The 13,062-nt window shown below is 32.9% G+C and carries 10 protein-coding genes; 3 read left to right on the top strand and 7 right to left on the bottom strand.

Annotation, left to right across the window (positions count from 1 at the left end; all coding sequences use genetic code 11):
• Window positions 1–3: 3 nt before the first annotated feature.
• The 6 genes from AC13CQ_RS14730 to AC13CQ_RS14705 form a co-directional block, all read right to left on the bottom strand.
• Window positions 4–864 (bottom strand): fumarylacetoacetate hydrolase family protein, encoded by an 861-nt coding sequence (locus AC13CQ_RS14730; RefSeq protein WP_474507375.1) that lies wholly within the window; start codon window positions 862–864, stop codon window positions 4–6.
• A gap of 123 nt (window positions 865–987) precedes the next feature.
• Entirely contained in the window at window positions 988–2,604 is a 1,617-nt protein-coding gene (locus tag AC13CQ_RS14725) for a sulfatase family protein (RefSeq protein ID WP_482882959.1), read from the bottom strand.
• A complete protein-coding gene (locus tag AC13CQ_RS14720; protein WP_474507373.1) occupies window positions 2,605–3,381 on the bottom strand; it encodes an SDR family NAD(P)-dependent oxidoreductase in 777 nt (258 codons plus the stop codon). It lies immediately after the preceding gene.
• Between the two features lie 2 nt (window positions 3,382–3,383).
• Entirely contained in the window at window positions 3,384–4,718 is a 1,335-nt protein-coding gene (locus AC13CQ_RS14715; RefSeq protein ID WP_474507372.1) for an alpha-L-fucosidase, read from the bottom strand.
• A 51-nt stretch (window positions 4,719–4,769) separates the two neighbouring features.
• Window positions 4,770–6,080 carry an L-fuconate dehydratase gene (locus tag AC13CQ_RS14710; RefSeq protein ID WP_482882958.1) on the bottom strand — a complete coding sequence of 437 codons (1,311 nt, stop codon included), beginning with the start codon at window positions 6,078–6,080 and terminating at the stop codon, window positions 4,770–4,772.
• Between the two features lie 184 nt (window positions 6,081–6,264).
• Window positions 6,265–7,134, bottom strand: coding sequence for an AraC family transcriptional regulator (locus AC13CQ_RS14705; protein WP_474506596.1), 870 nt, complete (start codon window positions 7,132–7,134; stop codon window positions 6,265–6,267).
• A 420-nt stretch (window positions 7,135–7,554) separates the two neighbouring features.
• On the opposite strand from AC13CQ_RS14705, the gene AC13CQ_RS14700 reads away from it, so the two are divergent.
• Window positions 7,555–7,788, top strand: coding sequence for a CBU_0592 family membrane protein (locus tag AC13CQ_RS14700; RefSeq protein WP_008614650.1), 234 nt, complete (start codon window positions 7,555–7,557; stop codon window positions 7,786–7,788).
• Window positions 7,789–7,902: 114 nt separating this feature from the next.
• On the opposite strand, the gene AC13CQ_RS14695 is transcribed toward AC13CQ_RS14700, so the two are convergent.
• On the bottom strand, window positions 7,903–8,508 hold the full coding sequence (locus AC13CQ_RS14695) for a TetR family transcriptional regulator (protein ID WP_008614649.1): 606 nt from the start codon (window positions 8,506–8,508) through the stop codon (window positions 7,903–7,905).
• A gap of 162 nt (window positions 8,509–8,670) precedes the next feature.
• Between AC13CQ_RS14695 and AC13CQ_RS14690 the strand changes: the two genes are divergently transcribed.
• Both AC13CQ_RS14690 and AC13CQ_RS14685 read left to right on the top strand, forming a co-directional pair.
• A complete protein-coding gene (locus AC13CQ_RS14690) occupies window positions 8,671–9,912 on the top strand; it encodes an alkaline phosphatase family protein (RefSeq protein ID WP_474506597.1) in 1,242 nt (413 codons plus the stop codon).
• Window positions 9,913–9,916: 4 nt separating this feature from the next.
• Complete coding sequence (locus AC13CQ_RS14685; protein WP_474506598.1) at window positions 9,917–13,015, top strand: SusC/RagA family TonB-linked outer membrane protein; 3,099 nt, start codon at window positions 9,917–9,919, stop codon at window positions 13,013–13,015.
• The last annotated feature ends 47 nt before the right edge of the window (window positions 13,016–13,062 follow it).

Below are 13,062 nucleotides of genomic sequence, written 5' to 3'. Positions count from 1 at the left end.
TCATTATTCTTTTTGGTATGCCTTTGCTACTTGTTTTGAAACTCCTAGACCTTCAATTCCCAACTCAACTACATCTCCTGGCTGTAAATAACGCTGTGGTTTTAATCCCATTCCTACTCCAAAAGGAGTTCCTGTAGAAATTACATCTCCAGGTAATAATGTCATAAACTGACTAATGTAACTTACCAAGATTGGAATATTAAAAACAAAATCAGAAGTGTTACTGTTTTGTTTTATTTCCCCATTTAGCTTAAGCCATAATTTTAAATTGTTTGGATTTTTAATTTCTTCTTTAGTAGCTATAAAAGGACCTAAAGGAGCAAATGTATCACAGCTTTTTCCTTTTACCCATTGTCCAGAACGTTCTATTTGAAATTCCCGTTCACTATAATCGTTATGTAAAACATAGCCTGCAATATGATTCATTGCTTCCTCCTCAGAAACATAAGATGCTTTTTTTCCGATAACAAACGCTAATTCTACTTCCCAATCGGTTTTTTTACTGTTTTTTGGAATGATTAAATCATCGTTTGGTCCTACAATAGCAGAAGTAGCTTTAAAGAATAAAACTGGTTCTTTAGGAATATCCATTCCACTTTCTTCAGCATGTTTGGCATAATTAAGGCCGACACAAATTAGCTTTGAAGGACGTACTAAAGGTGACCCTAAACGAACTTCATTAGAAATCTCAGGACATTTTTCTTCATTTTGAAGAAGCCATTCACGCAATCGTTTGATTCCATCGTTCCCAAAAAAATCTTCATTATAATCTTGACCAAAAGCAGTGATATCTATACGTTTTCCATTTTCTAGTTGTACTCCTGGTTTCTCTTTTCCTGCTTGTCCAAATCTAATTAATTTCATGTGTTCTTTTATTATTTATCATTATTACGTATAACATTCATTTAATAATTTAATTCCCTTCTCATACCACGCTAACTTATCTTGGCGGCATTACTTTGACGAATCCTTTAGTTAAGTAATTTACTAAGTTCCCGTAATTGCATTTATTTGTTGCCATTGACTGCCATCCATAGGGAGTTCATTTTTTTGTTTTTCTCCCGGAGTACTACGTCCATTTTCAAGAATTTGTTTCATCAATATATGAAGCTCCTCAGCTATCTCTGGATAATTAGCTATTTCATTATTCTTTTCCTGTGGATCTTTTTCAAGATTGTATAACTGAAATTTTGGTAACCCCTTTGTTTCTTCAGCATTTGGTTTAGGGTCACTCCAACCTCCAGACCCTGGGCAAAAAATTAATTTCCATTCTCCTTTTCTAATAGCAAAACTGCCATTTATAGAATGGTGAACTGTCAATTCTCTTTTATAAGCGTTTGCCTTTTCAGATTTAAAAAGGGGGAGCATAGAAAAACTATCTTCTCCTTCGTTATCCTTTAAATCTAAATTCAAAATATCTGCAAGGGTTGCCATCAAATCGGTGGTACAAATAGTTTTTGTAGCCACCGAGTTTGGTTTGATAACTTCTGGCCATTTTACAATAAAAGGCACTCTATGCCCTCCTTCATAAATATCGGCTTTATGACCTCGATATAGGTAACTTGGGTTATGTCCTTTTGATGCTAATTCCACATAATCTGCTTGGGGAGAACAACCATTATCACTAGTAAAAATAACAAGTGTGTTTTTTTCTATACCCGCATTTTTAAGAGTGCTTACAAGTTGCCCCATGTAAGTATCTATCATCATTACAAAGTCGCCATAGGGATTTAAAGCACTTTTTCCCTGCCATTCTTTGGTCGGCAATATTGGGGTGTGTGGCGAAGGCAAGGCTAAATATAAAAAAAATGGTTGCTTAGCCTTTGATCTTGCTTTTATATATTCAATTGATTTTTTAAAAAAATTAGGCGTTACTTCTTCATGAATAAAATCGGCTCCAGTTGGTCCTTCTCTCCACCAACCATATTTAGAGGTATCTACAGTTGCTCTATTGGGCTGAGCAGTTACTTTTTCATTTTCTACATACACATACGGAGCCATATCTAAAGAACCAGAATGCCCATAAGCATAAGTAAAACCAAGACTATTGGGAGAGTTTGTAATCGGTTTACTAAAGTCAATTCCTTCATAATCATCAGGACTCCAACCTTCTCCTATCTCTAAACCGTTTTCTTTTTCTCCCCAATTCCATCCCAAATGCCATTTGCCAATAAATGCGGTATGGTAGCCTTCATTTTTAAGTAAAGAAGCCACAGTAGTTCTTTTTGAAGAAATCAAGGCTTTAGAAGTTCCAGTAAGCACCCCACTTTTTAAAGAGCTACGCCAATTGTATCTTCCTGTAAGGATACCATATCTAGTTGGAGTACATACCGATGACGAAGTATGTGCATCGGTAAATTTCATCCCTTCGGCAGCCAATTTATCCAGGTTTTCGGTAGGTATTTTACCATTAGGATTATAACAACTTAAATCCCCATAACCCAAATCATCTGCTAAAACATAAACAACATTGATTTTTTCGTTATTATTCCTAATTTCTTTTAATTCTTGTTTTTCATCTTTACATGAAACATACGCAACAAGTCCTATTAAAAAGAAACTTCTAAGGGTATAAGATGCTATTTTATGAGGAATCCTCTTCATTTATCCATTTAATTTTATAAATCCGCCGTCAATCGGGAAATCTGTTCCAGTAATAAAAGAAGCTTCATCACTACATAAGTATAATGCTAAATTGGCAATTTCCTCTGGACTCCCCATTCTTCCGATTGGTTGTGTCTTAGATAATTTTTCAAACATTTCCTCTTCTTTTCCCGGATAATTTTTTGCAATAAATCCATCTACAAAAGGAGTATGTACACGTGCAGGAGAAATAGAATTACAACGAATGTTTTCTGCTACATAATCTTTAGCCACAGAATAGGTCATAGTAAGCACAGCACCCTTAGACATGGAATAAGCAAAACGGTCAGAAATTCCAACAGAAGAAGCAATAGAAGCCATGTTAATTATAACTCCTCCTCTACTTTTAATATGCGGAATTATTGCATGCATACAATTGTAAACCCCTTTAACATTAACATTGTAAATACGGTCTAAATCTTCTTCGGTAGTATTTTCAATATTTCCTACATGAGCCACCCCAGCATTGTTAATTAATATATCTATTGAATGACTAGAAACTATTTCTTTAATTACAGATTGTACTTGCTTTTGATTGGAAACATCACATTTTTTCCAGATTCCTTTCCCTCCCTTTACTACAATAGTATCTAAAGTTTGTTTAGCATTTTCCTCATTAAAGTCAATAATACATACAAAAGCACCATTTTGGGCAAAAACTTCTGAAATTGCTTTTCCAATACCGCTCCCTCCACCTGTTATTATTGCGGTTTTATTTTTTAAACTGAATATGGACATATCTATTTTAACGTTATTTCTATAATTGTATCAATATCATTTTGCTTCTCAGAAGGAACATTCAAGGTTAAAGAATTATTGCTTACTTGATACGAAGCTTCTGTTTTATCCTGATAAAAAACGACATCCCTTATTTGTTGATTAAAATTGGGAATTTGAATATTTTCTGAGTCTAAATCAAGTAGATGTAGGTATAATTTATTCCCTTTTTTAGTAGAAGAGACCTTATTTTCGATATAAACTGTTCCTTTTTGAGTTTTGTAAATGGTCTCTCCATTTTCTTCAAGCCATTTCCCCATAGCTTTTAACCGTTCTATATGCTCTTTCTGGATTTTTCCATTAGGCATTGGACCAACGTTTAGTAAGAAATTAGCATTATTCCCTGCCGATTTTACCAAATACTGAATCAATTCTTTAACCGACTTATGTTTATCATCTTGCAAATTAAAGCCCCAAGAAGTATTTATAGTTTCACATGTCTCCAATGGTAACGTGCTAATTCCTGCTCCTCCAAATCCAGTAGAATTCTTCCCTGGAAGGTCTTTTTCAAACATTTGGAAATCTTCTCCTTCAAAAGGCATTTCATGATGATTATTTCCAATAAGTAAGGCGGAATTTACATCATGAATCATTTTATAGGTTTTTTCCAAGTTCCAATCCTCTCCTTTTATTCTATATGTTACTGCTTCATGCCAATCCTTTTTATTTGGCGCCTGATCCCACCATCCATCAAACCAAAAACCAGCAATATCATAATTTTCAGCTAGCTCTTTAATTTGAGCATCTTGATATTCTAAATAGGTTTCCCAATTCCCCGATTCTGGTCTTCCAGTCTTTCTTCCTGTCCATCCTAATGGATAATAATCTTTATGATGCCAATCTAATTGTGAGTAATAAGCAAAGAGTTTAATCCCTTGTTTTTTACATTCTTGTTCTAACATCCTAAGAATATCTTTTCCATAGGGAGTCGCTTTTACTATATTATAATCGGAAATTTTAGAGTTGTACATTGCAAACCCATCATGATGCTTGGTGGTGATTGTTATATATTTCATTCCAGCTTCTTTAGCCAGACTTACTATTTCTTCAGCATTGAAATCTTGTGGATTAAAAAAATCTGGTAAAAGCTCATATCTTTCTACAGGAATATCTTGATTATTCATCACCCATTCGCCATCTCCTAAAATACTATACACCCCCCAATGAATAAACATTCCAAATCTGGCATTCTGAAACCATTCACGCATTTCTATGTTTTCTTTAGAAGGACTATAGGTTTCTTGCCCCATCGCAAAAAAGGAAATAAATAAAACGATTAATGTTTGAAATGTTCTCATTTGTTTTAATGTTTATTAAATTAAACTTATCCCTATTAAAATATTTATTCTTTAAATTATTTCTTTCCATACTTCTCCATCTGGAAAAGTATATTTTTTGATGGAAGTTTCCTTCATTGTAATACTATATCCAGCCATTTTTGGTGGCATATAGGCTCCGTTTTTAATTACTACAGGGTCGTAAAAATGCTCGTGCAAATGGTCAACATATTCAATAATTCTATTATCTAATGATCCGCTAATAGCTATGTAATCAACTATTGATAAATGCTGCACATACTCACACAAACCAACGCCTCCAGCATGCGGACATACAGGAATTTCAAATATAGCAGCCATGAGCATAATAGCTAAATTTTCATTAACTCCACCTACTCTACAGCTATCTATCTGGCATATTTGCATGGCATTTGCTTGCATTAGCTGTTTAAATATAACTCTATTCTGGCAATGTTCTCCTGTAGCTACTTTTATAGGAGCAACAGCTTCTGCAATCTTGGCATGTCCTAAAACATCATCTGGACTTGTAGGCTCTTCTATCCACCAAGGATTAAATTGCTTTAAGGCTTCCATGTTTTTTATTGCTTCATCAACATCCCATTTTTGATTGGCATCCATCATTAGTTTAAGGTCATCGCCAATTTCTTCTCTAATAATAGCTGCTCGCCTAATATCGTCTTCTAAATTAGAGCCTACTTTTATTTTCATGTGTTTAAAACCTTCCGCTTTGGCTTCTCTACATAAGCGACGCATTTTCTCGTCAGAATATCCCAACCAACCAGCCGAAGTAGTATATGCTGGGTAACCATTGCTTAACAAATAATCAATTCGTTCTTGCTTTCCTTCAGCTTTTGATTTTAGAAATTTAACCGCTTCATCTGGAGTAATAACATCTGTTATATAGGTAAAATCTATACAAGAAACCAGTTCTTCTGGAGACATGTCCGACAAAAGTCTCCATAAAGGTTTTCCTTCAACCTTGGCATACAAATCCCATACAGCATTTACAATTGCCCCAGTTGCCAGATGAATAACTCCTTTCTCAGGTCCTAACCAACGGAGTTGACTATCGCCAGTTATCATTTTCCAAAAAGCGCCCATATTGGAAGTTAAGTCTGATAACTTTTTCCCCTTTATTAAATATGATAATGACTCAATAGCCGCCGTACATAACTCGTTTCCACGCCCAATAGTAAATGTAAGTCCGTGACCTTCAAATTCAGAACGATCTGTCTTTAAAATTACATAAGCGGCAGAATAGTCGGGATCCGGATTCATTGCGTCTGAGCCATCAAGAAAGCGACTTGTAGGAAATCTAACATCTTTAACTACTACTTCTATAATTGAAATATCTTTTTTCATTTGTTGCTATTCATTTTTTGTTGGTCAGATGTAATTCGCCAATCCACATTTCGGTAGATACCTAAAATTGTTAAGGCTCATTTCATTATTTGAAAAATTAATATTCTCAAATTTACCTTAGAAGATTATTGATTTCCACCTAAAAAATTACAAACTATGATACTTTTTTTGCTCTATACTTGTATTATGTATACAAATGGACAAATTCAGTAGGTGTCATTTTCTTAATCTTTTTGAATTGTCTATTAAAATTAGAGATATTATTAAATCCGCTATCGTAGCAAATAGAGATTACTTTTTGTTTTCCTTCAATTAAAAGTTTACATGCATACCCAATACGGATTTCATTTAAATAGGTGGTGAAGTTTTTACGATGGATGCGTTTAAAAAACCTACTAAAAGCAGACGGATTCATATTAATTACCGTAGCCACATCTATGGCGCTTATAGGTTGATTAAAATTTTTAAATATATATTCATAAATTACCTTCAAGTTCTTATTATCTCCTTCACTAAATGAAGTTAAAAACCCTTTGCTAGACAATACGCTATATTCTTTATGAGTTGCTAACCGATCTAAAACATCCAGCAATAACAGTAATTTTTTAAACGGTACTATTGTTTTATCTTTTTCTATTCTCTTTAGTAGCTGAATTGTTTCTTTTGATAGATTGTGAAATACCAATCCTAATTGTGCTTTTTGGATGAGGTTATTAATTTGCCTTAACTCTTTAGCTGACATAAAATCTTCTCCTAAAAAGTCTTTTTTAAAATGAATAGAAATTGCATCTGCCTGTAAAATAGATTCCGCATGATAGTAAGCTTCGTCATTTATCCACATATGTGGAAGATTGGAGCCAATTAACACCACATCTCCTTTATTGAATTTTTCAATGCTATCTCCTACAAACCGTGTTCCAGTACTCTTTAAAACTAGAACTAACTCTAACTCTGGGTGGTAATGCCAGACTTTTAAAAAATGCTTATGCTTATTTCTGGTGACGGAAAAAGAATTGAATTGTGTATTCGTTCTGTCTAGATAATGAAGCTTCATAAAATGCAATCCTATATTAAAATATACAATGTACAAATATTTCTAATCTATCCCATTTCGACTTTTAATATCCTCAAATTTATCCATAAACAATAATAATATAACATCCCCAACTTAAGGAATACATAACTATTTACTAAGTTAGCTTGTTGCTTGATCTATTTGATATCTTTGCATATAATTTTTGATAATTTCTGATGAATTACAGACAGCATAACAACATAATCTTTAAAAAAATTAATAAGCTTTACAAAAACTTAAAAAGTTGTTTAAAGAGATTTTACCAGAAAAGATTAGAGACTGCATTGATAGTTTTATTACTGAAAACCGTTACAAATGACTCTAAAAATAGGATGAATACCAGCGCTATAAGCCTGAACAAAAAAGGAAAGTTTATTAAAGAATCTAACTATTTATTAAATGGAGTTTCATAATATTATTGGTTGGATTGGAGCATTTTTATTTGTTATTGCCTATTTCCTTTTAAGCATTAAAAAGCTTTCAGCAGAAAATAAAACTTATCATTTTCTTAACATTCTAGGGGCTGTATGCTTGGTTATAAACGGCTATTATTTATCTGATTACCCAAATGTGGCTGTGAATTTTATCTGGGGATTAATAGGAATTTACGCACTGATAAAAATCTTACAATGACGGAATCAACTACCTTAGGGCAAGCTCACAAGGTATTCAAAGGAGACAAATTTAATTCATTTCGACGTAGAGCCCTTCGGTAAACTCGGCACAGGCTCTGGAGAATTAGCTCCTCTATGATGGATTAAAGTCTAATAAATTTACGGCGTAAGAAACATAAATATCAACTTGTTTTTTATAGGCCTCTTCACTCTCATTAAACAATCCTAAGTAGTAATATCCACCATCAATCAAAGCAAATATTACTTCTGTAACCTCATCAATATTATTATTTTTTATCACTCCATTAGTATGAGCCTCAATTAATTTATCTTTTAAAACTTCATGAAGAAGTTCTAAATAACGCTTAAAACTAGCATTAAATGCTGGCTTTCTATAAACTAAGGCATAACAGCTATAAAATACGCCATCATCAAAATAACGATTCCATTTCCTTGAAAACAAGGTTGTTATAAAATTATGCAACTCTTCTTTTGAATTTATTACGCCACTTTCTTTGGAGCTAACCATATTTAAATGACGTTCCAAAATATATTCATTCAAGCCAATTAATAAATCATCTTTTGTTTTAAAATAATGCATTATGAGTCCGTTACTAATTCCCATTTCATCTCCTACTTTGGCTATAGATGCATTTTCTAATCCTATTTTCTTTGCAACGCTATAAAAAGATTTTATGATTTCTTTTCTACGTTGATCGCTCATATTTTTTCTTCCCACAAAGTTAATTTTCAACAAATATAATACTTACAAAATGCAAAAATTTCCTCAAAAATTCAATAACACTAAATATACATTAAAATAAAGTTTTATTAATTGAACGTTCATTCAATTTATAATTCAATAAAATAAATTTATCCCAACTAAAAAACTTAATCGGTAATGAAAATTAAACACAAAATTGCAACCACATTTATAGCGTGTTTTGCAATACTAAATTTAACAACTGCACAAAGCAAAAAAGCAGTTTTTATCATTGTAGATGGAATAGCACCTGATATGCTAGAAAAAACGTCCACTCCTAACATCGATAAATTAAAAGAAAAAGGAAGTTTTACAGAAGCATATGTTGGTGGAAAAAAAGGAACTTATAGTGAAACACCAACTATTTCTGCTGTAGGTTACAATAGTTTATTAACTGGTACATGGGTAAACAAACACAATGTTTTTGGAAATAGTATTAAAAAACCAAATTACCACTACCCTACTATTTATAGGCTTTTTGATAACCGATATCCAAACAAAAAAACTGCCATCTTTTCTACTTGGTTAGATAATAGAACAAAATTAATTGGGGAGGATTTAGAAGAAACTCAACATATTAAGGTTGATTATGCTTTTGATGGTTTTGAGTTGGACACTATAAATTTCCCACATGATAAAGAACGCCAGTTCATAAAAAACATAGATACAAAGGTTGCTACAAAGGCAGCAGCTTACATAAAAGAAAATGCCCCAGACTTATCATGGGTTTATTTGGAGTTTTCTGATGATATGGGTCATGGTTTTGGAGATAGCAAACAACTCTATGATGCCATTACTTTTGAAGATGAGTTAATTGGTAAAATTATGGATGCTGTAGCTTATAGAGAAGCTAATAATAACGAAGAATGGCTTCTTATTATAACTACAGACCATGGGAGAACTGCTAAAGATGGTAAGCATCATGGAGGGCAATCTGACAGAGAACGTAGTACTTGGATTGCTACAAACTATAAAAACACCAACGATTATTTTAAAAATCAGACTCCAGGGATAGTAGATATTTTACCAACCCTAACTAGTTTCTTAACAGTTGAAGTTCCTAGCGATATTAAGTCTGAATGGGATGGTGTTTCTCTTATAGATTCTGTAGATGCAATAAATCTCAATGCTACTATTAAAAATGATGCTCTAACAGTAAACTGGAAAGACATTTCTAATGACAATACTCAAGTTGAAATCTTAATAAGTACCACCAATAATTTTAAAACTGGTGGCACCGATAATTATACTTCTTTAGGAACTGCAAATCTATCCGAAGAGAAGTTTACTACAACGCTAAAAGCCCCTATTAATGATTTCTATAAAGTGATTTTAAAAACTAAAAATAACACCCTTAATACCTGGATAACAAACAACTAAAAAAATGAAAAAAACAATTACTTTATTAATTTTTGGTTTACTAACCACCCTTGGGTTTTCTCAAGAAATAATTAGCGGAACCATTACAGATACTAACAATGTTCCTTTAGGAGGGGTAAGTGTTAGTATTCTAGACACTCCAAAAGGAACTGTTACAGACTTTGATGGAAATTATGAAATTGAAGCCAATAGTACAGATATCCTAGTATTTTCTTATATCGGGTTTATAGTTCAAAATGTCCCTGTAGAAAATCAAACAACCATAAATATAGTTCTACAAGAAAACACAGAACAATTAAGCGAAGTAGTTGTTACAGCTTTAGGGATTAAAAAGGAAAAGAAAGCCTTAGGATATGCTGTTCAAGAGGTGGATGGCGAAAGCTTAGAAAAAGCTAAAGAACCTAACTTTGTTAATTCGCTTTCTGGAAAAGTAGCTGGTTTAACAGTTAAAAATTCAACCGATTTGTTTCAAAATCCAGAAATAAACTTGAGAGGCGCTAGTCCGTTAATAGTTATTGATGGAATTCCAGATAGAACTACAGATATATGGAAGGTAAACGCAGACGATATTGAAAATATTAGTGTTTTAAAAGGAGCTACAGCTTCTGCATTATATGGGTCTGTTGGTAGAAATGGAGCTATAATGATTACCACAAAAAAAGGCAAAAAAGGAAGATTTACTGTTACTGCAAATAACTCAACCATGTTTCAACCTTCGTTTATTAAAGTTCCAGAAGTGCAAACTACTTACGGAAACGGAAACCAAGGAAGTTATGCCTATGTAAACGGGAGTGGTTCTGGAACAGAAGGTGGCGGTTGGATTTGGGGTCCAAAATTAGATCAACTAGACCCAACAACTCCTAGTGGGTACTTTGAAACCCCTCAGTATAATAGTCCGGTAAATCCAGAAACTGGAGAACTTGTTCCCTTACCTTTTATCTCTAGAGGTAAAGATAATATTGAAAACTTCTTTAGAACAGGATTGATTCAGTCAAATAATATAAGCGTAGATTGGGGAAGCGATAAAGCTAGCTATAGAATGTCTATTGCTAATGTATATCAAAAAGGAATTGTACCAAATACCGACCTAAAAAACACATCTTTTACAGTAGGCGGTTCTTTAAATCCTTCAGAAAAGTTTAGCATTAATTCTTCGCTAACATACAATAAACAATACACAAACAACTTTCCAGAAGTTGGTTACGGTCCTACAAATTATTTATACAACCTCATCTTATGGACTGGAACTGATGTAGATGTAAACAACTTAAGAAACTACTGGAGAGAAGGTGAAGAAGGTTACCAACAAAGACACTTTAATGTTTCTTATTACAACAACCCTTATTTTCAAGCTTACGAATATTTAAGAGGTTATAATAAAGATAACATCTTTGGAAATGCAAATTTTGAATATAAAATCACTTCAAATTTAAGTTTTAAAGGGAGAAGTGGAGTAAATGTTTATAGCTTGTACAGAACTTATAAAGAGCCTAAAAGTTATATTGGTTATGGAGACAAGTCGAGAGGGAATTTTTCTTTACAAGACACCAATTATTTTGACATAACAAGCGATTTAGGTTTTAAATACACTAATGATCTTACAGAAGATATTTCTATTAATGCGGAAGTAGCATATTCTAATTATTATAGAAACTACTCTTTTCATCAATCTGCTACCGATGGATTAAACATCCCTGGATTTTATAATTTAGATAATAATTCTGGTTCTACCCTATTTGGAGAAAATATAGTAGAGAAAGAAACAATTCATAGTTTTTACGGTTTTGTAGATGTTGAATTTTATAATGCCTTTTACTTAACCTTTACCGGAAGAAATGATAAAGTTTCCACCTTACCAGAAAACAACAATTCTTTCTTTTATCCTTCAATTTCAGGTTCTGTAGTATTATCTAGTTTATTTGACTTACCAACATGGACATCATTTGCTAAACTAAGAGGATCTTGGTCAAGAGTTTCTGAAGGAAAAATTGACGAGAATAACCCATATAGTCATATTCAAGCTTATGAAAAAGGAACAAGTTGGAACGGAACTCCTTCTACATATTTTGGAAGTTCTCTTTTAGATCAGAATTTAAAACCTGAAACTTCCGATGCTTGGGAAATTGGAACTTACTTACGATTTTTTAACAACCGTATTGGTTTTGATTTTGCATACTATCAATCTAGAGATTACAACAACTTAATTTACAGTCCTATTTCTGAAACTTCAGGATACAACAGTTTATTATTAAATGGCGATGTATACAAAAGAAAAGGAGTTGAATTTACACTAGACTTTGCACCTGTTAGAAACGATAATTTTAAATGGGACACGCAAATCAATTTGAGTCAGTATAGAAGATACCAAGAAGAAATATACGGTGGAAAAGAGCAAACAGAGAATTTTATTAATGTAGGAGATCGTACCGATGAAATTTACGCTTCTGTTTATCAAACTAATGAAAACGGAGAAGTTATTTTTGAAAATGGATACCCAGTTGCAGATCCTTACAATCGCTATATTGGGTATGACGAACCAGATTGGACGTATGGTATCTCTAACAACTTACGTTATAAAAACTTCAATCTTTCATTTTTATTTGATGGGCGTATTGGTGGCTTAATGTATTCTACAACCAATCAAAAAATGTGGTGGGGAGGTACGTCTCCAGGGACCGTTAATCAATTTCGAGATGCTGCTAATAATGGAGAAAGCACTTACATAGGTACTGGCGTTAAAGTGGTAAGTGGAGAAGCTACCTATGATGTAAACGGTAATATTATTAACGATACCCGTACTTATGCTCCAAATGATGTTCCTGTTAACTATATAAATTTTATGCAAACAACCAGTAATGGGCAAAATAAAAACTACCATTATTATAAGGAAACCTTTATAAAACTAAGAGAGGTTACATTAACCTATAATTTTGGAAAAACCATATTGGATAAATCTCCATTTACCGATTTAAGTCTTTCGCTTGTAGGAAGAAACTTATGGCTCTCTTCCGATATTCCAAATGTAGATCCAGATTCTGGAACTGACAATTTACAGGCTCCCTCTACAAGAAATATCGGATTTAACATCAATGCAAAATTTTAAATAAGAGGATACATCCAAATTTAATTATAAACACACAGTGGAGTAAT

Source organism: Galbibacter sp. L-19, assembly GCF_056857615.1.
The sequence above is the reverse complement of the archived record's forward strand: the minus strand, read 5'-3'. Positions and strand labels throughout refer to the sequence as shown.

Excerpts from the sequence above, each read along its gene's own strand:
- AC13CQ_RS14725 (WP_482882959.1), bottom strand. The coding sequence starts at position 2,604 with ATGAAGAGGATTCCTCATAAAATAGCATCTTATACCCTTAGAAGTTTC.
- AC13CQ_RS14700 (WP_008614650.1), top strand. The coding sequence starts at position 7,555 with ATGGAGTTTCATAATATTATTGGTTGGATTGGAGCATTTTTATTTGTT.
- AC13CQ_RS14715 (WP_474507372.1), bottom strand. The coding sequence starts at position 4,718 with ATGAGAACATTTCAAACATTAATCGTTTTATTTATTTCCTTTTTTGCG.
- AC13CQ_RS14730 (WP_474507375.1), bottom strand. The coding sequence starts at position 864 with ATGAAATTAATTAGATTTGGACAAGCAGGAAAAGAGAAACCAGGAGTA.
- AC13CQ_RS14705 (WP_474506596.1), bottom strand. The coding sequence starts at position 7,134 with ATGAAGCTTCATTATCTAGACAGAACGAATACACAATTCAATTCTTTT.
- AC13CQ_RS14690 (WP_474506597.1), top strand. The coding sequence starts at position 8,671 with ATGAAAATTAAACACAAAATTGCAACCACATTTATAGCGTGTTTTGCA.
- AC13CQ_RS14710 (WP_482882958.1), bottom strand. The coding sequence starts at position 6,080 with ATGAAAAAAGATATTTCAATTATAGAAGTAGTAGTTAAAGATGTTAGA.
- AC13CQ_RS14685 (WP_474506598.1), top strand. The coding sequence starts at position 9,917 with ATGAAAAAAACAATTACTTTATTAATTTTTGGTTTACTAACCACCCTT.
- AC13CQ_RS14720 (WP_474507373.1), bottom strand. The coding sequence starts at position 3,381 with ATGTCCATATTCAGTTTAAAAAATAAAACCGCAATAATAACAGGTGGA.